This is a genomic window from Nocardioides humi, assembly GCF_006494775.1.
In the GTDB taxonomy this organism is placed as follows: Bacteria; Actinomycetota; Actinomycetes; order Propionibacteriales; family Nocardioidaceae; genus Nocardioides; species Nocardioides humi.
Genome location: NZ_CP041146.1, coordinates 4739286 through 4762350, shown reverse-complemented (window position 1 = coordinate 4762350; position 23065 = coordinate 4739286). Strand labels below are relative to the sequence as shown.

26 protein-coding genes and 1 pseudogene are annotated in these 23065 nt (G+C 73.3%); 11 read left to right on the top strand and 16 right to left on the bottom strand.

The features are described from left to right. Window positions 1-6 precede the first annotated feature (6 nt). From FIV44_RS23015 to FIV44_RS34195, 3 genes and pseudogenes are all read left to right on the top strand, one after another. Window positions 7-399: a MerR family transcriptional regulator gene (locus FIV44_RS23015; RefSeq protein ID WP_141006478.1), complete on the top strand. Its 393-nt coding sequence runs from the start codon at window positions 7-9 to the stop codon at window positions 397-399. 34 nt (window positions 400-433) lie between these two features. Next, entirely contained in the window at window positions 434-1426 is a 993-nt protein-coding gene (locus FIV44_RS23010) for an aldo/keto reductase (RefSeq protein WP_141006477.1), read from the top strand. Between the two features lie 14 nt (window positions 1427-1440). Further along, window positions 1441-3134: pseudogene (locus tag FIV44_RS34195) on the top strand (phospho-sugar mutase). Between the two features lie 3 nt (window positions 3135-3137). On the opposite strand, the gene FIV44_RS23000 reads toward FIV44_RS34195, so the two are convergent. After that, the gene (locus tag FIV44_RS23000) at window positions 3138-3668 is read right to left on the bottom strand and encodes an FKBP-type peptidyl-prolyl cis-trans isomerase (protein ID WP_141006476.1); all 531 of its coding nucleotides are present in this window, start codon (window positions 3666-3668) and stop codon (window positions 3138-3140) included. 30 nt (window positions 3669-3698) lie between these two features. Continuing rightward, window positions 3699-4271 (bottom strand): hypothetical protein, encoded by a 573-nt coding sequence (locus FIV44_RS22995; RefSeq protein ID WP_141006475.1) that lies wholly within the window; start codon window positions 4269-4271, stop codon window positions 3699-3701. Window positions 4272-4295: 24 nt separating this feature from the next. Between FIV44_RS22995 and deoC the strand changes: the two genes are divergently transcribed. From deoC to FIV44_RS22980, 3 genes are all read left to right on the top strand, one after another. Then, complete coding sequence (gene deoC, locus FIV44_RS22990; protein ID WP_141006474.1) at window positions 4296-5279, top strand: deoxyribose-phosphate aldolase; 984 nt, start codon at window positions 4296-4298, stop codon at window positions 5277-5279. Window positions 5280-5284: 5 nt separating this feature from the next. After that, window positions 5285-6724, top strand: a complete 1440-nt coding sequence (locus tag FIV44_RS22985) for an aldehyde dehydrogenase family protein (protein ID WP_141006473.1) — start codon at window positions 5285-5287, stop codon at window positions 6722-6724. Between the two features lie 82 nt (window positions 6725-6806). Then, window positions 6807-7592, top strand: coding sequence for an aldehyde dehydrogenase family protein (locus FIV44_RS22980; protein ID WP_246086569.1), 786 nt, complete (start codon window positions 6807-6809; stop codon window positions 7590-7592). Between the two features lie 300 nt (window positions 7593-7892). Here the strand turns inward: FIV44_RS22980 and FIV44_RS22975 are convergent, their stop codons facing one another. Together FIV44_RS22975 and FIV44_RS22970 are read right to left on the bottom strand one after the other, a co-directional pair. Next, entirely contained in the window at window positions 7893-8396 is a 504-nt protein-coding gene (locus FIV44_RS22975) for an HNH endonuclease signature motif containing protein (protein WP_141006472.1), read from the bottom strand. Continuing rightward, window positions 8393-9181 carry a hypothetical protein gene (locus FIV44_RS22970; RefSeq protein ID WP_141006471.1) on the bottom strand — a complete coding sequence of 263 codons (789 nt, stop codon included), beginning with the start codon at window positions 9179-9181 and terminating at the stop codon, window positions 8393-8395. Before FIV44_RS22970 ends, FIV44_RS22975 begins: the two co-directional genes overlap by 4 nt. A 193-nt stretch (window positions 9182-9374) precedes the next feature. Here FIV44_RS22970 and FIV44_RS22965 point away from each other — a divergent pair, with 193 nt between their 5' ends. Together FIV44_RS22965 and FIV44_RS22960 are read left to right on the top strand one after the other, a co-directional pair. Then, window positions 9375-10019, top strand: a complete 645-nt coding sequence (locus tag FIV44_RS22965; protein ID WP_141006470.1) for an ATP-binding protein — start codon at window positions 9375-9377, stop codon at window positions 10017-10019. Next, window positions 10003-10521, top strand: a complete 519-nt coding sequence (locus FIV44_RS22960) for a hypothetical protein (RefSeq protein WP_141006469.1) — start codon at window positions 10003-10005, stop codon at window positions 10519-10521. Before FIV44_RS22965 ends, FIV44_RS22960 begins: the two co-directional genes overlap by 17 nt. Before the next feature lie 5 nt (window positions 10522-10526). Here FIV44_RS22960 and FIV44_RS22955 read toward each other — a convergent pair whose 3' ends face one another. Beyond that, window positions 10527-11621 (bottom strand): adenosine deaminase, encoded by a 1095-nt coding sequence (locus tag FIV44_RS22955; protein ID WP_141006468.1) that lies wholly within the window; start codon window positions 11619-11621, stop codon window positions 10527-10529. A 59-nt stretch (window positions 11622-11680) separates the two neighbouring features. Between FIV44_RS22955 and FIV44_RS22950 the strand changes: the two genes are divergently transcribed. Together FIV44_RS22950 and FIV44_RS22945 are read left to right on the top strand one after the other, a co-directional pair. Then, entirely contained in the window at window positions 11681-12133 is a 453-nt protein-coding gene (locus FIV44_RS22950; protein ID WP_141006467.1) for a MaoC family dehydratase, read from the top strand. Between the two features lie 79 nt (window positions 12134-12212). Beyond that, complete coding sequence (locus FIV44_RS22945) at window positions 12213-13370, top strand: CaiB/BaiF CoA transferase family protein (protein WP_141006466.1); 1158 nt, start codon at window positions 12213-12215, stop codon at window positions 13368-13370. 9 nt (window positions 13371-13379) lie between these two features. Here the strand turns inward: FIV44_RS22945 and FIV44_RS22940 are convergent, their stop codons facing one another. The 11 genes from FIV44_RS22940 to FIV44_RS22890 all read right to left on the bottom strand — a co-directional run bounded on the left by FIV44_RS22940 (window position 13380) and on the right by FIV44_RS22890 (window position 22358). Further along, window positions 13380-14618 carry a helix-turn-helix domain-containing protein gene (locus tag FIV44_RS22940; protein WP_141006465.1) on the bottom strand — a complete coding sequence of 413 codons (1239 nt, stop codon included), beginning with the start codon at window positions 14616-14618 and terminating at the stop codon, window positions 13380-13382. Between the two features lie 30 nt (window positions 14619-14648). Further along, window positions 14649-15128 carry a hypothetical protein gene (locus tag FIV44_RS22935; RefSeq protein ID WP_141006464.1) on the bottom strand — a complete coding sequence of 160 codons (480 nt, stop codon included), beginning with the start codon at window positions 15126-15128 and terminating at the stop codon, window positions 14649-14651. A gap of 43 nt (window positions 15129-15171) precedes the next feature. Beyond that, window positions 15172-16443 (bottom strand): hypothetical protein, encoded by a 1272-nt coding sequence (locus FIV44_RS22930; protein WP_141006463.1) that lies wholly within the window; start codon window positions 16441-16443, stop codon window positions 15172-15174. Next, window positions 16440-17165 carry an ABC transporter ATP-binding protein gene (locus FIV44_RS22925; RefSeq protein WP_141006462.1) on the bottom strand — a complete coding sequence of 242 codons (726 nt, stop codon included), beginning with the start codon at window positions 17163-17165 and terminating at the stop codon, window positions 16440-16442. Before FIV44_RS22925 ends, FIV44_RS22930 begins: the two co-directional genes overlap by 4 nt. Window positions 17166-17177: 12 nt before the next feature. Further along, the gene (locus tag FIV44_RS22920; protein ID WP_141006461.1) at window positions 17178-17654 is read right to left on the bottom strand and encodes a hypothetical protein; all 477 of its coding nucleotides are present in this window, start codon (window positions 17652-17654) and stop codon (window positions 17178-17180) included. A gap of 114 nt (window positions 17655-17768) precedes the next feature. Then, on the bottom strand, window positions 17769-18887 hold the full coding sequence (locus tag FIV44_RS22915; RefSeq protein ID WP_141006460.1) for an XdhC family protein: 1119 nt from the start codon (window positions 18885-18887) through the stop codon (window positions 17769-17771). Next, entirely contained in the window at window positions 18880-19992 is a 1113-nt protein-coding gene (locus FIV44_RS22910) for a vWA domain-containing protein (protein ID WP_246086568.1), read from the bottom strand. Before FIV44_RS22910 ends, FIV44_RS22915 begins: the two co-directional genes overlap by 8 nt. Before the next feature lie 74 nt (window positions 19993-20066). Then, a complete protein-coding gene (locus tag FIV44_RS22905; RefSeq protein ID WP_141006458.1) occupies window positions 20067-20945 on the bottom strand; it encodes an AAA family ATPase in 879 nt (292 codons plus the stop codon). Between the two features lie 53 nt (window positions 20946-20998). Next, window positions 20999-21592 carry a nucleotidyltransferase family protein gene (locus FIV44_RS22900; RefSeq protein WP_141006457.1) on the bottom strand — a complete coding sequence of 198 codons (594 nt, stop codon included), beginning with the start codon at window positions 21590-21592 and terminating at the stop codon, window positions 20999-21001. Between the two features lie 29 nt (window positions 21593-21621). Then, entirely contained in the window at window positions 21622-21948 is a 327-nt protein-coding gene (locus FIV44_RS22895) for a cupin domain-containing protein (RefSeq protein WP_141006456.1), read from the bottom strand. 128 nt (window positions 21949-22076) lie between these two features. After that, complete coding sequence (locus tag FIV44_RS22890) at window positions 22077-22358, bottom strand: DUF2249 domain-containing protein (protein ID WP_141006455.1); 282 nt, start codon at window positions 22356-22358, stop codon at window positions 22077-22079. Between the two features lie 43 nt (window positions 22359-22401). On the opposite strand from FIV44_RS22890, the gene FIV44_RS22885 reads away from it, so the two are divergent. Next, on the top strand, window positions 22402-23052 hold the full coding sequence (locus FIV44_RS22885) for a helix-turn-helix transcriptional regulator (RefSeq protein WP_181410774.1): 651 nt from the start codon (window positions 22402-22404) through the stop codon (window positions 23050-23052). Window positions 23053-23065: the final 13 nt, after the last annotated feature.

Genomic DNA, 23065 nt, shown 5'->3' with positions numbered 1-23065 from the left:
GAGGTCATGCCGAGCACCGGACACACCATCGCCGAGGCCGCCGACACGCTGGGCCTGACGGCCGACACCCTGCGCTACTACGAGCGGGACGGGCTGCTCCTGCGCCCGGTCCCCCGCTCCGCCAGCGGCCACCGTCGCTACGCCGAGCCCGACCTGCGCTGGATCGAGCTGGTCACCCGGCTGCGCGCGACGGGCATGCCGATCCGCGACGTCCGCCGGTACGCCGACCTGGTCCGATCCGGCGACGGCAACGAGGCCGAGCGGCTGGGCCTGCTCCGCGCGCACCGCGAGGAGGTGCTGCGCCAGCTCGCCGAGGTGACGGCGCACCTCGGGGCGATCGACCACAAGATCGACATCTACGAGGACCGTCTGTACGGGCCGGCCGAGCGCAGCGCTTGACCTGGAGCGCGCTCCAAGGGCTTGGCTGGTGGACATGACCAACCCGACCCGCACCCTCGGTACGACGTCCCCGCTGACCGTCTCCGCCCTCGGCCTCGGCTGCATGGGCATGTCCGACTTCTACGGCACCCCCGACGAGGCCGGCGGCATCGCGACCATCCACCGCGCGCTCGATCTCGGCGTCACCTTCCTCGACACCGCCGACATGTACGGCCCCTTCACCAACGAGCAGCTCGTCGGGAAGGCGATCGCCGGACGCCGCGACGAGGTCCAGCTCGCGACCAAGTTCGGCATCGACCGGGCGCCGGACGGCACCCGGCGCGGGGTCAACGGCAGCCCGGAGTACGTCCGCGCGGCGTGCGACGCCTCCCTGCAGCGGCTCGGCGTGGACCACGTCGACCTCTACTACCAGCACCGCGTCGACCCGTCGGTGCCGATCGAGGAGACGGTCGGCGCGATGAAGGAGCTCGTCGAGGCCGGCAAGGTCCGCCACCTCGGCCTGTCCGAGGCATCGGCGGAGACCATCCGCCGCGCGCACGCCGTGCACCCGATCACCGCGCTGCAGACGGAGTACTCCCTGTTCACCCGCGACCTCGAGGACACCATCCTGCCGACCCTGCGCGAGCTCGGCATCGGCCTGGTCCCCTACTCCCCGCTGGGCCGCGGCATCCTCACCGGCACCGTCGGCGCCGAGGGCTTCGGCTCGGACGACAGCCGCGGGTCGGCGTACTTCCCGCGGTTCCAGGGCGACAACCTGGCCACGAACCTGGGCCTGGTCGACCAGATCCGCGCGCTCGCCGACCGGCACGGCTGCACGCCGGGCCAGCTCGCCCTCGCCTGGGTGCTCGCCCAGGGCGACGACGTGGTGCCGATCCCGGGCACCAAGCGGGTCGCCTACCTCGAGGAGAACGCCGCCGCGCGCGACATCGCGCTCAGCGCCGAGGACCTCGCCGCGCTCGACGCGGCGGTGCCGCGCGACGCCGTCGCCGGGGACCGGTACGGCGACATGAGCTCCATCGACGCCTGACCGGGACGAGGGCGATGCCCTACGGTGGCCCGGTGACCACGCCTGACACCGACGTCCTGCTCACCCGGGCCCAGTCCTGGCTCGCCGAGGACCCCGACGAGCACACGCGCGACGAGCTGATCCGGGTGATCGCGGCGGTCGAGGCGGGCGACGCCGACGCGGGCGCCGACCTCGCCGACCGCTTCCGCGGCACCCTGGAGTTCGGTACGGCGGGACTGCGCGGCGCGCTCGGCGCCGGGCCCAACCGGATGAACCGGATCGTCGTGATCCGCGCGGCGGCCGGCCTGGCGGCGTACCTCCTCGACACGGGGACGACGCCCGGGACCCCCGTCGTGATCGGGTACGACGCCCGGCACAAGTCCGACGTGTTCGCCCGCGACACGGCCGAGGTGATGGCGGGCGCCGGGCTCAAGCCGCTGCTGCTCCCCCGGCCGCTGCCGACGCCGCTGCTGGCGTTCGCGATCCGCGAGCTGGGCTGCGCGGCCGGCGTCATGGTCACCGCGAGCCACAACCCGCCGCAGGACAACGGCTACAAGGTCTATCTCGGCGACGGGAGCCAGATCGTCCCCCCGGCCGACAGCGAGATCGCCGCGCGGATCGCCGCGGTCGGCAGCCTGGAGTCGGTGCCGCGGGTGCCGCTGGAGAGCACCGGCGGCCGGGTCCTGGACGACGGCATCGTGGACTCCTATCTCGACACCGTCGCCGGCCTCGCGGGCGACGGGCCGCGGGACCTGGCGATCGTCTACACGCCGCTGCACGGCGTCGGCGGGGGCGCGCTGCCGACCGTGCTGGAGAACGCCGGCTTCGCCACCCCGCAGGTCGTGGCCGAGCAGGAGGCGCCGGACCCGGACTTCCCCACCGTCGCCTTCCCCAACCCGAGGAGCCCGGCGCCATCGACCGCGCCGTCGCCCTCGCCGAGCGGACCGGCGCGGACATCGTCGTCGCCAACGACCCCGACGCGGACCGCTGCGCCGCGGCGGTGCCGGATGCCGGCGCCGGCGGCTGGCGGATGCTGCGCGGCGACGAGGTCGGCGCGCTGCTGGCCGACCATCTGCTCCGCGCCGGCCGCTCGGGCGTCTACGCCACGTCGATCGTGTCGTCCTCGCTGCTCGGGGCGATGGCCGAGGCGCACGGGCAGCGGTACGCCGAGACGCTGACCGGCTTCAAGTGGATCGGCCGGCTGCCCGACCTCGTGTTCGGCTACGAGGAGGCGCTGGGCTACTGCGTCGACCCGGCCCACGTCTCCGACAAGGACGGCGTCTCCGCCGCGCTGCTGCTGTGCGAGATCGCGGCCGAGGCCAAGGCGGCGGGCCGCACCCTGCTCGACCTGCTCGACGCCATCGCGGTCGAGTACGGCCTGTACGCGACCGACCAGCTGTCCGTGCGGGTCACCGACCTCGGCGAGATCGCCGCCGCGATGGAGCGGCTGCGCAGCGCCCCGCCCGCCACGCTCGGCGGCTCCCCGGTCACGACCGCGAACGATCTCGCCACCGGATCGCCGGACCTGCCGCCCACCGACGGGCTGCGCTACCGCACCGAGGACGGCAGTCGCGTCGTCGTACGCCCCAGCGGGACCGAGCCGAAGCTCAAGTGCTACCTCGAGGTCGTCGTGCCCGTCGTCGACGGCGACGTCGCGACCGCGCGCACGGAGGCGGCCACGCGGCTCACCGCCCTGCGCACCGACATCGCCGCAGCCGCGGGGATCTGACGCTCAGCTGACGGAGACCGCGTCGACGACGAACACGAGGGTCTCGTCGGGGGCGACGCCGTTGCCGCCCTGGCCGTAGCCCAGGTCCGGCGGGATGACCAGCAGGCGGCGGGTGCCCTCCTGGACGCCGATCAGGCCCTGGTTCCAGCCGTCGATGACCGGGGCGCTGCCGAGGTTCTCCAGCGGGAAGGTCTGCCCCCGCTCGAAGGAGCTGTCCAGCACCTGCTTGTCGGACCAGGTCACCAGGTGGTAGTTGGTCTCGACCGTGTCGCCCGCCTCCGCGGCCGGGCCGCTGCCGGTGACGAGGTCCTTGCTCAGCAGGGTGCTCGGCGGCGTGCAGTCGTCGGGGATCGTGATCGTCGGCGCGCTGCCGAAGTCGCCCTCGACGGCGATGTCGTCGATCGTGCACTCGGCCGCGGGCGCGTCGCCGGCCGGCTGGTCGGAGGCCTTCTCGTCGGAGTCGCCGCAGGCGCTCGTGGCGAGGACGGCCAGGGACAGGAGGGCAGCGGCGGCGAGCCGGGCAGGGATCTGCATGCGAGGCAGCCTACGAGCGAGCCGAAACGGTCAGGCCACGAGGGCGAGCACGACGGTCGCGACGGCGAGCACGCCCAGCGCGATGATCTCCGGCCAGGCCCACGCGTGCCGGACCTCGTGCTCCCCGAGCGAGCTGGTGGCCGGGTCGCGGGCCGCCACGGACCGGCGCCGGATCCGGTCCTCGATCAGCCAGGCCGTGGACCGCCTCTCCAGCGGCGCGTCGTCGGGGGCGGTCTCGTCGCGCCGGAGAGTACGGCGGGTGCGGCCGAACCCGCTGCCGACGTACCGCTCCTCGCCGACCCGCACGATCGTCACCTGGCTGATCTCCACCGAGGTGATCAGCGCGAACGGCACCCAGCGGGTGTGCAGCACGTTGCGCAGCTCGACCTCGTCGCGGTGCAGTCGCAGGGCCGGCCGGATCAGGACCGCCCAGGCGAGGACGCCGAGGAGGAGGCAGAGCGGATAGGCCCACGGCGCGAAGCCGGCCTCGGCGTCGAGCAGGCCGTAGCCGAGCACGACCACCACCAGGCCCACGCCGATCAGGCCGACGACCAGACCACCCGAGCTGTACCGCTCGACCTTCTCGACACCTTCGTTCCTCACACCTGCGAACCCTATGCTGGGCAGATGCCGACCACCGCCCCCGCCGATCCCGCTCCGGGACTCGCGGCGTACTCCGAGGTGACGGCGAGCGATGCCTCGCTGCGCCGGTTCCTGCACGGCCTGCCCGGCGTCGACCAGGTCGGCGCCGAGGCGCGCGCCGCCGGTCTCGGGACCCGCTCGATCAAGACCACCGCCAAGGCGTGGGCGCTCGACCTCGCGATCCGGATGGTCGACCTCACCACGCTCGAGGGCCAGGACACCCCCGGCAAGGTGCGGGCGCTGGCCAGCAAGGCGCTGCGCCCCGACCCGGCCGACCCGACCTGCCCGTCGGTCGCCGCCGTCTGCGTCTACGGCGACCTGGTCGGCGAGGTGAAGTCCATCGTCGGCTCGCAGGTGAACGTCGCCGCGGTCGCGACGGCCTTCCCCAGCGGACGGGCCTCGATGGACGTCAAGCTGGCCGACACCCGCGACGCGGTGGCCAACGGAGCCGACGAGATCGACATGGTGATCGACCGGGGCGCCTTCCTGGCCGGGCGCTACCTCCAGGTCTTCGACGAGATCGTCGCCACCCGCGAGGCCTGCGCCCGTCCCAACGGCTCGCACGCCCACCTCAAGGTGATCTTCGAGACCGGCGAGCTGCAGACCTACGACAACGTACGCCGCGCGTCGTGGCTGGCGATGCTGGCCGGCGCCGACTTCATCAAGACCTCCACCGGCAAGGTGCAGCCGGCGGCGACCCTGCCGGTCACCCTGGTGATGCTCGAGGCGGTCCGCGACTTCCGCGAGGCCACCGGCGTCCAGATCGGCGTGAAGCCCGCGGGCGGCATCCGCACCGCCAAGGACGCGATCAAGTACCTCGTGATGGTCAACGAGATCGCGGGCGACGACTGGCTCGACCCGGACTGGTTCCGGTTCGGCGCCTCGACGCTGCTCAACGACCTGCTGATGCAGCGCACCAAGATGACCACCGGCCGCTACAGCGGTCCCGACTACTTCACCCTGGACTGATTCGCATGGCCTCCTTCGAGTACGCACCGGCTCCGGAGTCCCGGAGCATCGTCGACATCAAGCCGTCCTACGGCCTGTTCGTCGACGGCGAGTTCGTCGACGGCCGCGGGACGTCGTTCAAGACGATCAACCCCGCCACCGAGGAGACCCTCGCCGAGGTCGCCGAGGCGTCCGAGGCGGACGTCGACCTCGCGGTGCGCGCCGCCCGTCGCGCGTTCCGAGGCTGGTCGCGGATGTCGGGCAAGGAGCGGGCCAAGTACCTGTTCCGGATCGCCCGGATCATCCAGGAGCGCGGCCGCGAGCTCGCGGTCCTGGAGTCGATCGACAACGGCAAGCCGATCAAGGAGAGCCGCGACGTCGACGTACCCGTCGTGGCCGCGCACTTCTTCTACTACGCCGGCTGGGCCGACAAGCTCTCCTATGCCGGGCTGGGTCCGAGCCCGCAGCCGCTCGGTGTCGCGGGCCAGGTCATCCCGTGGAACTTCCCGCTGCTCATGCTGGCGTGGAAGGTCGCGCCGGCGCTGGCGTGCGGCAACACCGTCGTACTGAAGCCCGCCGAGACCACTCCCCTGACGGCGCTGCTGTTCGCCGAGATCTGCCAGCAGGCCGACCTGCCGCCCGGCGTCGTCAACATCGTCACCGGCGCCGGTGGGACGGGCCAGGCCGTGGTGTCGCACCCGGACGTCGACAAGGTCGCGTTCACCGGTTCGACCGACGTCGGCAAGGCGATCGCGCGCGCCGTCGCGGGCTCCTCGAAGAAGGTCACCCTGGAGCTCGGCGGCAAGGCCGCCAATGTCGTCTTCGACGACGCCCCCATCGACCAGGCGGTCGAGGGCATCGTCGGCGGCATCTTCTTCAACCAGGGCCACGTCTGCTGCGCCGGCTCGCGGCTGCTCGTGCAGGAGTCGGTGGCCGACGAGGTGCTCTCGCGGCTCAAGCGCCGGATGGGCACGCTGCGCGTCGGCGACCCGCTCGACAAGAACACCGACATCGGCGCGATCAACTCCTCCGAGCAGCTCGCCCGGATCCGCGAGCTCTCCGACATCGGCGAGTCCGAGGGTGCCGAGCGCTGGGCGCCGGCATGCGAGCTGCCGTCGTCCGGCTTCTGGTTCCCGCCGACGGTCTTCACCGGCGTCACCCAGGCGCACCGGATCGCGCGCGAGGAGGTCTTCGGACCGGTGCTGTCCGTGCTGACCTTCCGCACCCCGGCCGAGGCGATCGAGAAGGCCAACAACACGCCGTACGGTCTCTCGGCGGGTGTGTGGACCGAGAAGGGCTCCCGGATCCTGCACATGGCCTCCCAGCTGCGGGCGGGCGTGGTGTGGGCCAACACGTTCAACAAGTTCGACCCGGCCAGCCCCTTCGGCGGCTACAAGGAGTCGGGCTACGGCCGTGAGGGCGGCCGGCAGGGCCTGGCGGCGTACCTGAAGGAGGCGGAGGCCTGATGGCTCGCATCGACGTGCGCAAGACGTACAAGCTCTACATCGGCGGGGCCTTCCCCGCTCCGAGTCCGGGCACTCCTACGAGGTGCTCGACGCGAAGGGGAAGTTCGTGGCCAACGCCGCCCTCGCCTCCCGCAAGGACGTCCGCGACGCCGTCGTGGCCGCCCGCAAGGCCTTCGGGCCGTGGGCGGGCCGGACCGCCTACAACCGGGGACAGGTCGTCTACCGCATCGCCGAGGTCATGGAGGACCGCCGTCCCCAGTTCGAGGACGCGGTGCGCCAGTCCGAGGGCGCCTCCGCCGCCGCTGCGCGGGCGCAGGTGGACGCGGCCGTCGACCGCCTCGTCTGGTACGCCGGCTGGGCCGACAAGCTCGCCCAGGTCATCGGCAACGCCAACCCGGTCGCCGGGCCGTTCTTCAACCACACCGCCCCCGAGCCCACCGGCGTGGTGGGCGTGCTGGCGCCGCAGTCGTCGTCCCTGCTGGGGCTGGTCTCCGTAGTAGCGCCGGTGATCGTGACGGGCAATGTCGCCGTCGTGGTGTCGTCCTACGACCGGCCGCTGCCGGCCGTCACCTTCTCCGAGGTGCTCGCGACGTCCGACGTACCCGGCGGAGTGGTCAACATCCTCACCGGCGACGCCGCTGTCCTCGGGCCCTGGCTGGCCGCGCACATGGACGTCAACGCCATCGACCTCTCCGGGGTCGCGGGTTCCGCTGACCTGGCCACGTCGCTGGAGGTCGCGGCGGCCGACAACCTCAAGCGGGTACGCCGCGCGCCCGACGCCGAGCCGGACTGGGCCGCCGAGCCGGGACTGGCCGCGATGACGGACTTCGTCGAGCAGAAGACGGTCTGGCATCCGATCGGGATCTGAGCCGCTGGCGGCCCGCGGTGCTCATGGCCGCGCTCGACGCGGCGTTGCGACGGAGGGCTCGCTGATCTGATTCTTGGGCGGTCTGCTCGGTGCCGGGTCTTTGATTGACCGATAACGTGGTTGCGGGCCGCTGGGGGTCACGGTGGTTGGTTGATCGCCGCTGTCGGGGGTCGGGTCGTTGGTGGTCGTCGGCCTTTGGTTGCGGGAGTCGTGGGATCGCAGTGCTGAGAATCGGGTCTGGACACGCCTGCATCCCCGCAACCGTCGGGTGTGCGGGGTGCGGGGTGCGGGGCGGGGTGGCTACTCGTCGGGTGGCGCTGGGTCGCCGGCGGGGTCGGTCGCGTGGTGGATGGGGTGGGTGCCTCGGTGGTCGACACGGAAGGTGAAGCCGTTGGGGCTGATCCAGATGTAGGAGCCGGGCATCACGATGTCGTAGGACCACGCGGAGTGGGTCTTCGCCCGGTGATGGCGTCTGCACAGGGCCACCTCGTTGCACGGACAGGTAGGCCCGCCCTCGCCGTAGGGTCGGGCGTGGTCGAGGTCGCAGCGGGTGGCCGGTCTGGTGCAGTGGGGGAACCGACACGCATGGTCGCGCAGAGCGACCTGGACGCGGTGGCGCTCGGGGATCTCGTAGGAGTCCACAGGCACGTGGTCGGCCAGATCGATCACCGGTCGCACGATCACGGTCGAGGCGGAGCCGAGCCACTCGCGGATCTGCTCACTCGACACGGGGACCTGCTGGTCTTCCCATCTGCCGACGGGGTTCACGCCGGTCAGGGTGGTGTCGGTGATGTGGACGTTCACGATCGCTTTGCGGCCCGGCGAACCCTCCAGATCGAGGGTGAGGTCCGCCCGGGCCAACTCGCCGAGCGCGACCGAGCGGCGCACATCGAGCGGAGCGTCGTTGCCGAGGTCCCGAGCAGGCGGGCGCGGCGGGCGATCGCAACATCCAGATCACGCCCATCAGCAGCGTCGAGGACCCCGGAGAGGTGCACGATCCCATGGGTGTTGCCGTGGGTGTCGGGGTCCCCGACCTCCACATAGCGCTGGTCCGCAGCCGTCGCGCGCTCGGCTTCGGCGCGTTCGGGGTCGAACCGGAGGATCGCTTCGGCGATGAGCCGGTCCAACTGGGCCCACCCGACCCCGGAGGCGTGGACGAGCTGCCGGTCCACGAACCCGGCCGCGTCGGCGTTCAAGGCGTGGGTGAGGTCCGCGATCCGCTCGGCCCGCCACGGGGTGAGCCGACCCGCCATCACGGCGGCATAGACGGTCGGGAGCCGCCAGGCGCACTCGATGACCCGCCCCACATAGGCCCGCCCACCATCGGGCGAGCGTCCCAACACGGCGACGAGTTCCATGAGCGCGAACTCCGACACCAGCGGCGCCCCATCCCCCGCGATCGGGACCCCCGTATCGAGAAACCCGTCGGTGATCGTCGCCGCACCCTCCGGCGTTGCGACGACGTGCTCGCCGGCCCACTCCACGATCCCGGCCCACTCCCGGACCACGAGCGCGTCGCGCTCCAGGACACCCGCGCGCAGCTCGGACAGCAGTGCTGCCGTCGTACGGGGCCGGGTTCCGAGATCCATGACACAGATTCTCCCACCGACCTCCGACACCACGAAACGAGCAGACCCGCCTGTGGACAGGCGAAACCCGATCCCGGGGGTGTGGACGAACAACGGCTCCAGACGCAACCAGAGATGCTGTCGAGACCCCCAACGAGCGCCGCACGAACCGCGAAGTCGCCCCGCCGCGGCCGGTACGGCAGACTCGACCCCCATGACCGCCCGTGCCCGCGTGATCGTGCTCGCCGGCCCGTCCGGATCGGGCAAGTCCCGGCTCGCCGGGCGGCTCGCGAAGGCGTTCGGCTGGCCGACCCTGCGGCTCGACGACTTCTACCGCGACGGCGACGAGGCCGGGCTGCCGCTGATCACCGAGGGCGCGAACGCCGGCCTTACCGACTGGGACCACCCCGGCACCTGGAACCACGAGGACGCGTTCGCCGCGCTGCGCGAGCTGTGTACGACGGGCGCGACGGAGGTGCCGGTCTACTCGATCTCGGAGAGCCGGCGGACCAGCGCCCAGCGCCTCGATCTCGGCGGCGCGACCCGGTTCTGCGCGGAGGGGATCTTCGCGGCCGAGATCGTCGAGGAGTGCCGGCGAGCGGGGATCCTCGCGGCGGCGTACTGCATCACCCAGCACCCCACGGTGACCTACTGGCGCCGGCTGACCCGCGACCTGCGGGAGCGCCGCAAGCCGCCCCTGGTGCTGGTACGACGCGGCCTCGCGCTGGCCCGCGCCCAGCGGCAGATCGTCCGGCGCGCGAGCGCGGTGGGCTGCCGGGTCGCGACCGGCGACCGGGCGTTCGCGGAACTGCGCGAGCGGTACGCCGACCAGGAGGGCGAGCATGCGGTGGCCCGCTGACCTCGACCCGGCCCGGCTGCGGCAGCCCGACGCCCGCAGCTGCGGCGCGGCGAGCGTGCTCGGCGCGCGGGCGCTCCTGACGTCCTGGCGCCCCGACGACGCGCCCGCCGACATCACCGGCGAGCACCGGATGCTCACGTCGTCGCGCAGCCCGCGCGACCGGTTCCAGGTGCCGTGGCCGCGCGCGCTCGGCACCCCTCCGTGGGCGGTGGCCAACGCGCTGCGCGCCCTCACCGACCAGCCCGTCGCGACGGTGTTCGTGCGGCCCCGCCCCGAGATCGGGTACGACGTCCTGCGCGAGCAGCTGCGCAGCCGCCCGGTCGGCGTCTACGTCGGCAACCGGTGGCTGCCGCGCCACGTGGTGCTGGCGGTGGGCGAGATCGAGGGCGGCGTCGAGGTGTTCGACCCGGCGCGCGGCCGGCTGGTGCCGGTCCGGGAGCGGCAGTGGGCCGAGCACCGGGTCGACGTCGCCGGCTGGAGCCACTTCTGGTTCGTGGTCTAGCGGGGTCAGCGGGCCGGCTGCTCGGCGTACCAGGGCTTGATGGTCTCGGTGATCAGCCGGTACCGCTCGTCGTAGGGGATGAACGCGGACTTCATGGCGTTGACCGTCAGCCACTCCATCTCGGCCCAGCCGTAGCCGAACGTCTCGGCGAGCAGCCCGAACTCCCGGCTCAGGGTCGTGCCGCTCATCAGCCGGTTGTCGGTGTTGACGGTGACCCGGAACCGCAGCGAGGCCAGCAGCCGGATCGGGTGCTCCGCGAGCGACGGCGCGGCGCCGGTCTGCACATTGGAGGACGGGCACATCTCGAGCGGGATCCGCTTGTCCCGGATGTACGACGCCAGTCGGCCGAGCCGGGGGACGCCGTCGTCCCCATCGACGGGCACGGTGATGTCGTCGACGATCCGCACGCCGTGGCCGAGCCGGTCGGCGCCGCACCACTGCACCGCCTCCCAGATCGACGGCAGGCCGAAGCCCTCGCCGGCGTGGATGGTGAAGTGGGAGTTCTCGCGCTGGAGGTACTCGAACGCGTCGATGAACCGGGTCGGCGGGTAGCCCGCCTCGGGGCCGGCGATGTCGAAGCCCACGACGCCGCGGTCGCGCCAGGCGATGGCGAGCTCGGCGATCTCCATGGCCCGGGCGGCCTGGCGCATGGCGGTGAGCAGGTGGCGCACGATGATCCGCCCGTCGGCCGCCGCCATGCCCTCCTCGAAGCCCTGCTGGACGGCGGCGACGACCTCCTCGAGCCCGAGGCCGGCCTCGACGTGGAGCTCGGGGGCGTAGCGGATCTCGGCGTACACGACGCCGTCGGCGGCGAGGTCCTCGACGCACTCCCGGGCCACCCGGGTCAGCGCCTCCGCGGTCTGCATGACGCCGACGGTGTGGGCGAAGGTCTCCAGGTAGCGCTCGAGGGAGCCGGAGTCGGCGGCCTCCGCGAACCACTGCGCGAGCGCGTCGGCGCCGGTCTCGGGGAGCGCATGCCCGATCCCGGCGGCGAGCTCGACGATCGTGGCCGGCCGCAGCCCGCCGTCGAGGTGGTCGTGGAGCAGCACCTTGGGTGCCGCCCGCAGCAGGTCCTCGGGCAGGCCACGTGTAGGTTCCATGACCGCATTCTTACCGCTTCCGCCGACATCGGCGCAGCCATCGACACCAGGAGCACACCATGCGGGTCTTCACCACCTTCGACGAGCTGATCGCCGCCAGCGGGGAGGTCCTCGGCACCGGCGACTGGGTCGAGATCACCCAGGAGCGGGTGGACCGGTTCGCCGAGGCGACCGGCGACCACCAGTGGATCCACGTCGACGTCGAGCGCGCGAAGGAGGGCCCGTTCGGCGGCACCATCGCCCACGGCTACCTCACCCTGTCGCTGATCCCCTGGCTCGGCCAGTCGATCTTCGGCCTGGAGACCCCGGGCGCCAAGCTGAACTACGGCATCAACAAGGTGCGCTTCCCGAACCCGGTGCTGGTCGGCAGGCGGATCCGGCTCACCGTCACCCTGGCCGAGGTCACCGAGCTCGCCAGCGGCTACCAGCTCACCCTCAAGCACGTCATCGAGATCGAGGGCGAGGACAAGCCCGCCGCGGTCGCGGAGACCGTGGTGCTCCTGCTGCCCTGAGGAATGCCCAATCCGGGCGCGGACGCCTTGGCAATTGCTGCCATGTTCCGGGCCTGCTGTCGTCAATAGCGTCGACAGCATGTCCGCGCCTCTCGACGACGTCCTGGTCCTCGACCTCACCCGCGCCCTCGCCGGCCCCCATGCGGCGATGATGCTGGGCGACCTGGGGGCCCGGGTGATCAAGGTCGAGAGCCCGACCGGCGACGACACCCGGACCTGGGGCCCGCCGTTCGTGGAGCCCACGGAGGGGCAGCGGGAGTCGACGTACTTCCTCTCGGCGAACCGCAACAAGGAGTCGATCACCCTCGACCTCAAGGACCCCGCCGACCAGGACGTGCTGGCCCGGCTGGTCGAGCGCGCCGACGTGCTGATGGAGAACTTCCGGGTCGGCGTGCTGGACCGGCTCGGCTTCCCGGTCTCCCGCCTGCACGAGCTCAACCCGCGGCTGGTCGTCCTGCAGATCACCGGCTTCGGCCACGACGGCCCCGAGGCGCAGCGCTCCGGCTTCGACCAGATCGCACAGGGCGAGGGCGGCCTGATGTCGCTGACCGGGCTGACCGAGCCGACCAAGGTCGGCGTGCCGATCGCCGACCTGCTGGCCGGCATGAACGGTGCGTACGGCGTCGTGTCGGCCCTCTACGAGCGCGAGCGCACCGGCCGCGGCCGCGTGGTCCGCACCTCCCTGCTCGCCGGCATGGTCGGCGTCCACGCCTTCCAGGGCACCAAGTGGACGGTCGCGAAGGAGGTCCCCGGCCTGGCCGGCGGCCACCACCCCTCGATCGCGCCCTACGGCATGTTCGCCACGGCGACCGCGCCGGTGCAGATCGCCTGCGGCTCGGAGAAGCTGTGGCAGGCCTTCGCCGCCGAGTTCGGCATCGACCCCGCCGAGCCCGGCCTCGCCACCAACCCGGAGCGCGTCACCCACCGGGACCGGACCATCGCGCTGGTCGAGAGCGTGCTGGCCGAGCTGACCGCCGAGGAGGCGCTCGCGCGGCTCGACGGCGCCGGCGTCCCCGCAGGCAAGGTGCGCACCCTCGACGACGTCTACGACTGGGAGCAGACCCGCTCCCAGGGCCTGCTCATCGACGTCGACCACGCCACGCTCGGCGCCGTCCAGCTCCCGGGCCCGACGCTGCGCTTCGACGACAACGCGTACGCCGGCGGGCGCGAGCAGCACGTCGCGCCGCCGACCCTCGGGCAGCACAACGACGAGATCCGCGCCTGGCTCGACAGCTGAGCGGGACCCTCAGGCGTCGGCGACCGCGAGCCGCGCCTTGATCAGCGGGATCGCGGGGTGCCGCAGCCGGCCCTCGCCCTCCAGCTGGGCCAGGCAGGCCTCCAGCACCGCCGTGTCGTACGGCGCCAGCTCGCTGTAGCGCAGCACGGCATCGGGCTGCGGGTCGCCGAGCAGCGCCTCGCGGACGGCGACGGCGACGTACTCCCCCATCTCGACGAGCGCCGGGCTGTCGGTGCCGGGCAGCAGGTCGCCGCCGTACGCGTCGACGGCGGTGGCGACGTCGCCGCGGCGCAGCAGGGTCAGCACGTGGTCGACGTCGGTGGCGATCGGCATCAGCAGCCGGTAGGGACGCGAGGCGAGCTGGCCGGCCAGCGCCTGCCGCAGGTGGGAGACCTCGGCCTTGAGGGTGGAGAAGGTGACCGCGTGGTCGCCGTAGAGCATCGCGTGGAGCTGGTCGAGGGAGAGCCCGTCGGGGTGCAGCGCCAGCAGGGAGAGGATCTCGGTCTGGCGGCGGTTGAGCAGCAGCCGCTGGCCGTCGACCCGGGCCTCGGCGGTCCCGAGCAGGCTCAGCACCAGGCCGGGCTCGACGATGTCCTCGGCGGCCGGGTCACCGGCGTACTGGTGGGTGCGCGGCAGCGCCTGCTCGACGAGCCGGGCGAGCACCCGGGCGGTCGCGAGCCCGATCGGGTGGGTGCGGTCCCAGGTGGTCGAGATGTCGAGGACACCCAGCTTGGCGCCGCTGACCGGGTCGTGCAGCGGCGCGGCCCAGCAGACCCAGTTGTGCACGATCGGCGCGTAGTGCTCGGCGCTGAACACCATCGACGGCCGGTCCAGCCGGTTGGCGAGGTCGAGGGCGTTGGTGCCGACGGACCGGTCGTCCCAGCGCGCGCTGGGCACGAAGTTGACCGTCTCGGCCTTGCGGCGCATCACGCGGCCGCCGTACGTCCACAGCACGCGGGTGTCGGGATCGGTGACGGCGAGGACGAGGTCGCCGTCCTCGGCGGTACGACGCAGCTCCTCCTCGACCCGCTCCACGGCGATCTGGAGGGGCGAGCCCTGCCAGAAGGACCGGGTCTCGGACTCGTCGGCCAGCGGGGCGTGGCCGACGTCGCGGGCGACGGAGGCGCCCGAGCGCACCCAGCTGTCGAGGATCTCGGGCCGGACCGAGGCCGCGGCCCCGTCGCCCTCCTCGATCCAGCTGGTCCAGGCGGCCAGCGCCAGGCGCCGGCGCTGGTCGAGCTCGTCCATGACCGAACCCTACTCCCGGAGTGACGTGGGTCACTCCCGCAGCACGGTGGCGGCCAGCGCCGCCGCGAGGGCGGGGACGGCCCACCAGGGGGAGGTGAGCACCTCCGCCCAGGGCAGCTGCCGGTAGTCGGCCTGCAGCATCACGACCTGCCCGACGATCACCCCGATCCACCAGGAGCCGGCCACCAGCAGGTCGACGAGCAGCGCGACGGCCAGCAGCCAGCAGGTCCCCGCGATCGCGTTGCGGTCGTGTCCGGCGCTCGCCACCGCGGCCGCGACCAGGCAGACGGCGATCGTCGCGCCGATGCGTGCGGCCGTGATCCGCCGGCCCTGGCGGGCGAGCGCGAGCTCGCCGGTCGGCCATCGATCGACCACCGTCCAGCCGAGCAGCAGGGTGACCGTCCCCGGGACCAGCAGCCCGACCAGGACCGCGCTCGGCAGGGTCGGGACGGCGATGCGCACGGTCGGCACGAGGTGCAGGCAGGCGCCGAGCACCAGGGCGATCGGCATCGTGACGTGGAACCCGTGGGCGCGCAGGAAGAGGACGATCGGGTCACCCTCCCCAGCGGGGCGCCGCCGCCGGCAGGCGCAGGTCGGCCAGGGAGCAGGACGACAGGGCGGCGTAGGACCGGGCCGCCCACGCCGTGGCCTCGTCGGTGACCAGCCAGGTGTCGAGCTCGCCACCGTCGGAGCGCCCGGGGCGGCTCGCCAGGTCGAGCCAGCGGGTCAGGACCGCCTGGGCCTGGAGCGCCGTCAGGTCGGGGCTGCTGCTGCGGAGCTCGGCGCAGGCGGCCGGCGCGGCCAGGGAGGCCAGGACGGCGGCGCGGTCGGCGCCGCCGCTCGTCTCGCCGTCGTCGAAGAACGTGAGGACGCCGGCGCCCTCGGGGTGGGGTCGCAGCGGGAGCTCCGGCTCCCAGCGGGCCGGCAGGTCGACGTGGGCGGCGCGCAGCGGTGCGGCCGCCTCCCGGAGCGCGGCGGCCAGGGCGGACAGCGGGCGACTGGTCTCCCGGGCCACGCAGACCTCGGGCCGCCCGCCGTCGTCGCAGACCAGCGGAACCGGCACGAAGCGGTAGCGCTCGGCGCTCGCCGCGCCGCCGGCCCAGCACACCGCGCCCAGCGCCACCGCCAGCGCGGTCGTCACAGCTGTCGCGCGGCTCACTGTGGGGGCGATCCGGCTCCGCACGCCGTGGAGCAGGATCGCGGCCAGGGCCAGCGCCACGCTCGCCTGGGCGAGGATCGTCGAGGGGACGTAGACCTCCCCCACCAGCGGGCCCGTGACGCCGCCCGTACGGAAGGTCTCCGGGATCATCGCGGTCGAGGAGAAGGTGGTCAGGCAGAACACCAGCACGGCCGCGACCGGCGGCGCCCAGGGACCGGGGAACCGGGTCCCGGCGAAGGCCCCGACCAGCACCTGGGCGGCGAGGACGCTGCACCCCAGGACCAGGACCACCGCCTGGCGCGGAGCCGCGACCGAGCCGTGGAGGAGGGCGAGCGAGGTGGCCACGACCGCGATCAGCAGCACCGCCCCGCAGGCGACCGACCAGGTCACCACAGCCGGCGCCAGCCAGGCGCGCGTCCCGCGTGGCGTCTGGCCGGCCAGCGCGGCGAGGCCGAGCCCGGCGATCCTGGAGTAGCGCCACGCCGTCAGGCCGGCCACGACCGGCCCGATCAGCATGGCGCTCCCGCTCGCCCAGTCGAGCGCCATCTTCCACGACCCCAGCCACGGCACGCCGGCCAGGAGCATGAAGAGGACGCCCGCGACCAGGCACAGCCCGACGAGGAGCGCGCCGTCGCGCCCCGACCACCACAGCCGGCCGCGCCTCATGAGCGGCGCTCCGTGGTCAGCAGCCGCAGGAAGCGCTCCTCGTCGGTCCCCTCGGCCGTCCTCCGGAAGGCCTCCATGCTGTCGTCGAACAGCACCCGGCCCTGCTCGAGGACGATCAGGCGGTCGGCCAGGGTCGAGATGTCCTCGATCAGGTGGCTGCTGACCACGGTCACGCCCGCTCGCTCCTGCGCGGCGATCACGGCGCGCATGGCCGCGCGCTGCTCGGGGTCGAGCCCGGTGGTGGGCTCGTCCAGGAGCAGCACCTCGGGGTCGGCCATCAGGCTCTGCGCGAAGCCCACGCGCCGCTTCATGCCGCCCGACAGCGACCCCATCGGCGCGTCCGCCCGGTCGGCCAGGCCCACGACCTCCAGCAGGCGGTCGGCGGCCGCCCTCGCCCGGGCGGTGTCGAGACCCCGCATCCAGCCGAGATAGCGCAGCACGTCCCCGACCTTCGCGCGCCGGGGCGCGTCGAAGTGCTGCGGCAGGTATCCGACCCGGGACAGCGCCTGCCGCCGGCGGCGGCCGTACAGGGACGTCCCGTCGACGGCCGCGTCCCCCACGCTCGGCCTCAGCCCGCCCGACATCACCCGGAGCAGGGTGGTCTTCCCCGCACCGTTGACGCCGAGCAGGCCGGTGACCCCCGCCCGCAGCGTGAGGTCGACCTCGACGAGCGCGGGCCTCCCGGCGCCGTACTCATGGCTGCAGGCGACCGAGAGCGACAACCCGCACCGTCCTCAGTAGTTGAAGAACTGGGTCGGCTTGACGCTGCACGGGTCCTTGATCAGGACACCGTGGTCCTCGCACACGTTCGTCCTGATCCGGACCCCGTTGCCGCCGCCGCGCAGCTCGTGCTGGTCGGCGCTGGCCGTCCAGGCCGCCTTGTTGTACTTCGGGCTGGTGTCGGTGCCGATCTGCGACCTGAGCGTGGCGCCGAGGTACCAGTCGTAGAAGGTCTCGACGTAGACCTTGTCGCCGCCGGGCCGGGGATCGCGGTAGCTGTAGTCGTTGCGGGCGTAGGAGAGGTTGCGGATCGAGAAGCTCCCGAACGACTCGGCCTGGGACTTCCCGTTCTGGATCGCCTTGAGCGGACTGGCCGCCGAGTAGTAGGGGGACGCGAGGGCCGGGACCGCGGTGCCGGCGATGACGAGCGCCGCCGTCACCACCGGTCCGCCGATCAGTCTCTTGACGCCGCCGGACGTGCTTCTTCTCATGATGGACTCCCGAGATGTCGTGTGGGTATGCCCATCTCAAGATGGGCAGGCACAGTCGACCTCAGGGCGGCGGCGATGTCAAAGAAGGGTCGCGGGGCTGTGGATAGAGGCGTCTCAGGCGTGGATGCGGCCCGAGAGCACGCCGAGCGGCTCCCCCGAGCCGCCCCAGCGGCCGGCGACGATCTCGGCGGCGATGCTGATCGCGGTCTCCTCGGGCGTGCGGGCGCCGAGGTCGAGGCCGATCGGGCTGCGCAGGCCGGCCAGCTCGACGTCGGTGAGGCCGGCCTCGCGGAGACGCTCGATCCGGTCCTCGTGGGTACGGCGCGAGCCCATCGCGCCGACGTACCCGACCTCGGGCAGCCGCAGCGCCACCTCCAGCAGCGGCACGTCGAACTTCGGGTCGTGGGTCAGCACGGTGATCACCGTGCGGGCGTCGATCCGCCCCGCCTCCTGCTCCGCGGCGAGATAGCGGTGCGGCCACTCCACGACGACCTCGTCGGCCCCCGGAAACCGGCTGGTCGTGGCGAACACGGGCCGCGCGTCGCAGACCGTCACGTGGTAGCCCAGGAAGCCGCCGACCCGCGCCACCGCCGCGGCGAAGTCGATCGCGCCGAAGACCAGCATCCGCGGCGCCGGCGCGAACGCCCACACGAACACCCGCATCCCCTCGCCGCGCCGCTCGCCGTCGGGGCCGTAGGTCAGCGTGCCGTGGTGACCCGATGCCAGCAGGCCGAGCGCGTCGTCGTGCACCGCGGCGTCGATGCGAGGACTGCCGAGGGTGCCCGCCGGCGCCTGCTCGGGACGCACGACCATCCGCCGGCCGACGTACGACGGGTCGGGATGGTCGACGACGGTGGCCACCGCCACCGGCCGTCCGTCCTCGATGTCGACGGCGATCTCGCCGAGCTCGGGGAAGGTCTGCCGGTTCACCTTCTCGACGTAGACGTCGAGGATGCCGCCGCAGGTGAGGCCGACCGCGAAGGCGTCGTCGTCGGAGACGCCGTAGCGCTGCAGGGTCGGCGTGCCGGAGGTGATGACCTCCTGGGCCAGGTCGTAGACCGCGCCCTCCACGCAGCCGCCGGAGACCGAGCCGACCGCGGACGCGTCCGGCCCGACCAGCATCGAGGCGCCCGGCGGCCGTGGGGCGGAGCGGAAGGTGGCCACGACGGTGCCCATCCCGACCGTCTCCCCGGCCTCCCACCACCGCAGCAGCTGGGGCAGGACCTCACGCATGGCCGACCTCCTCGAGCAGCGCGTCGAAGGTCGCCAGCGAGTGGCCGGCCAGGAACGCGTCGACATGGGGCAGGACGGCGACGATCCCCTGCTGCACCGGGGCGTAGCCGTCCTTGCCGCGGTGCGGGTTGACCCAGATCACCCGGTGCGCGATGCGGCGCAGCCGGTCGACCTGCTCGGCCAGCAACGCGGCGTCCCCACGCTCCCAGCCGTCGCTGAAGACGACCACCACGGCGCCCCTCGCCATCCCGCGACGGCCGTGCCGGTCGAGGAACGCCCGGAGCGTCTCGCCGAGCCGGGTGCCGCCGGACCAGTCCGGTACGACGTCGCCCGCCGCCGCGATCGCGCGGTCCGGGTCGCGGCGCCGCAGTGCACGGGTGAGGTGGGTCAGCCGGGTGCCGAGGCTGAACACCTCGACCCGGTCGGGTCCGGCCTGCGTGACCCGGTGGGCGAGGCGGAGCAGCGCGTCGGCGTACCCGCTCATCGAGCCGGACACGTCGATCAGCAGCACCACGCGCCGGGGGCGGGTCGTGCGCCGGCGGCGGTGGATCTCGGCCGGCTCCCCCATCCGGCGCAGGCTCGCGCGCAGTGTGCGGGACGCGTCGACGTCGCCCCGCCGGTGCGGGGTACGGCGCGCGGTCGGCCGCCACGGCAGCCGGACCGGCAGCGTCGCGAACATCGCCGCGAGCCGGGCCCGCTCGACCGGATCGAGGGTCGCGACGTCGCGATGCCGCAGCACCTCGGCGGCGCTGGCCGCGGCCCGCACCGGGTCGTCGTCCTGGCCCGCCGTCGCTGTCGTGTCCTGGTCGTCGGGCAGGAGCGCCGCGGCCGGCTGGGGCTGGACGGTCCGCGGCCTGCTCGTCGGGGTGACGACGTCGCGGTGGAACCACTCGTCGAAGACCCGGTCGTGGCGCTCGAGGTCCTCCGGCGTCGCGCAGAGCGTGGCGCGCCCCGCCGCGCGGGTCGCCGTGCGGTCGCCGATGCCGACGAGCGCCACGGCGTCCAGGTAGGCCCGGGTGCGGTCCTGGGTCACCGGCACCCCCGCTGCCCGGAGCGCGGTCGCGAAGCCGAGCAGGATCTCGTCGGCGTCGTGGGCAGGAATCACCTCTTCAGCGGTGATTCCTGCGCTTCCTGGCCGTTGCAACGGGCGAGAAGCGTCAGAGCCGGTCAAGAAGTCGGTCATCGCGCCAGCATCCGCTCGAGCGCGGCGCGCACCCGCTCGGCGTCGTCGCGGTACTTCACCAGCGCGCCGAGGGTCCTCGCCGCGCTCTCGACGTCGAGCTCGGCGGTGCCGAGGTGCTGCAGGGCGCGCGCCCAGTCGAGGGTCTCGGCCACGCCGGGCGGCTTGAGCAGGTCGCCGCCGGCGCGCAGCTGCTGGACCACCTCGACCACCTGCCGGGCCAGGGCCGCGCTCACCTCCGGCGCCCGGCGACGCACGATCGCCACCTCGCGCTCCAGGCCCGGGTGGTCGATCCAGTGGTAGAGGCAGCGGCGCTTGAGCGCGTCGTGCAGCTCACGGGTGCGGTTGGAGGTCAGGACGACGGTGGGCGGCGTGGCCGCCTGGACGGTGCCGAGCTCGGGGATGGTCACCTGGAAGGTCGAGAGCACCTCCAGGAGGAACGCCTCGAACTCGTCGTCGGCACGGTCCACCTCGTCGATGAGCAGCACCGCCGGGCTCTGCTGCAGCGCGGCCAGCACCGGTCGCGCCAGGAGGAACCGCTCGTCGTACAGGCTCTTCTCGGCCTCCTCGACGTCGCCGCGGCTGCCGCCGGACAGCGCCTCCAGGGCGCGCAGGTGCAGGATCTGGCGCGGGAAGTCCCAGTCGTAGAGCGCCTGCGTGGCGTCGATCCCCTCGTAGCACTGCAACCGGATCAGCGGCTGGTCGAGCGCCTCCGCGATCGCCTCCGCCAGCGCGGTCTTGCCCGTCCCGGGCTCGCCCTCCAGGAGCAGCGGCCGGGACATCTCGAGCGACAGGAAGAGCACCGTCGCCAGCTCGTCGTCACAGAGGTAGCCGGTCTCCTCCAGCCGGCGCGCGAGATCGGCGACGCGGGTGTCCATGCACCCAGGCTAGGGGGCGGTCGTTGGCGTGAGGTTGGCAAGTGTTGCCAATGTCAACGGGGATTGCGTCGGTGATCGACGTCTGCTCCGGTGGCGAGGTCGCCGCACTCGATCAGCAGCGGGTCGTGGGCGGCGAGGTACTCCCGGGCGCCCCGGTCCCCCGCCGCGCTCTCGGCGACCGGCTCCCAGTGGTCGCGGCCCAGCAGGACCGGGTGGCCCGGCACGCCGTCGTACGACGCCCGGGCGAGCGCCGCGGTGCCGCTGCCCGCGCCCTCGGCGAGGACCCGGGCGACGACCTCCGCGGTCACGTCGGGGAGGTCGACGAGGTGGATCAGCGCGGCGTCCCCGTCGTGGTCGGCGAGGATCCGGAGTCCGGCGCGCAGGGACGCGCCCATGCCCGCCTCCCACGCGTGCGCGCGGACGACCTCGACGGCGGCGAGGTCGGCCGGGCCGTCGGCCAGCACCCCCTCTGCCTCGTCGGCGGCCGCGCCGAGGACCACCGTCACACCGGCACAGCCGCCGTCGCGCAGCACCTGGACCGACCGGGTCAGCCAGGACCGGCCGTCGTCGTCGCGGACCAGGGCCTTCGGCATGCCCATCCGGGTCCCCGCGCCGGCGGCGAGGAGGAGGCCGCGCACGGTGCTCACGTGAGGCTCATCCGGTGCTCATCCGGTGCTCAGGTGGCGACCGTGAGCAAGACCGCGGCGTCGGTCAGCGCCTCGAGGTCGTGGCGCTGCGGCGGGATCGTGAGGTGGTCGCCCGCGCTTCCGTTCCACACCTGGGAGCCCGCGTGGAGCGCGACCTCGCCGTCGAGGACCTGCAGGGTCGCCTCCTCCGGCGCGTCGTGCTCGCCGAGACGCGTGCCCGCCCGCAGCGCGATGAGCGTCTGCCGCAGCCGATGCTCGTGGCCGCCGTACACGGTGACGGCGGCGCGGCCGCTGTGGGCCTCGCGCGCGGTCTCGAGCTGCTGCTCCGCCAGTGCGGTCAGAGATGTGCCGTCCATGCTGAAGCCCTCCTCTGCTCGCGGCCCGCGGCCGCTCCGGGTGATCCTGCCATCTTCGGCCTTCCGCGCAAGGCCGTGCTCGGGCGGGCAGCGTCCGGGCAGCGTCCGGGCGGCCGGACGCCTCGTGGTCACCGGCGTGCCAGGCGCAGCCGCCAGGCCTCCGGACCGCGCTGGAGGTAGCTGACCTCGATGGCGCCGTTCTCGCGGTCGGCGATCTGCGCCAGCAGCGGCAGCGGGTCGTGCGGCGCCACCAGCACCATCGCCCGGCCCGACCGGATGGCGCTCAGCGCGCCGAACACGGTCGCATGACGGATCGCGTGGGGCACCGGACGCACGTCGAGGACCGGATCGCCGTGCTCCTCCTCGCAGCCGCAGTCGCCGGACACATCACTCAGGGGCAGCTCGTTCATGACTCGAGATTAATTCACAGTCATGTTGTATAAAATGGGACCTATGGCCCTTCCCTCCGCGGTCGGCACTCCCCACAGCGAGGTGACCGGCACCCGCGGCCGGGTGCTGGTCGCGATCCGCACCGCCGCGGCGCCGGTGACCGTCGACGACCTGGCGACCGGCCTGGATCTCCACCCCAACACCGTGCGATTCCACGCCACCGCCCTGGAGGACGCCGGCCTCGTCCTGCACGAGTCCCGGCCGACGGGCGGCAAGGGCCGCCCGCGCGCTGTCTACCTTCCCACCCCGCAGGGGACGCGCAGCGGCCAACGCAACTACCGGCTGCTCGCCGACGTGCTCGTCGAGGACCTCGCCGCGACCGCGCCCGACCCGGCCGAGGCGGCCCACGCCGCCGGCCGCGCCTGGGGCACGCGGCTGGCCGCGGCGCGCTCCCGCGGCCGTCGTACGACACCGGGCGCCGCGGTCGCCGTCCTCGCCGAGATGGGATTCGACCCCGAGCCGCGGCCGGTACGCCGCCCCCGCGAGATCCACCTGCTCAACTGCCCGTTCCGCGAGCTCGTCGACTCCCACCAGGAGCTGGTGTGTGCGCTGCACGGCGGCATGCTCGCGGGCCTGCTCGACGTACCCGAGGGGGACGATCCGCTGCTCCGGCCGTTCGCGACGCCGACGAGCTGTCTGGTCCGGGTGCCCTGAGGCAGGTGGCAGG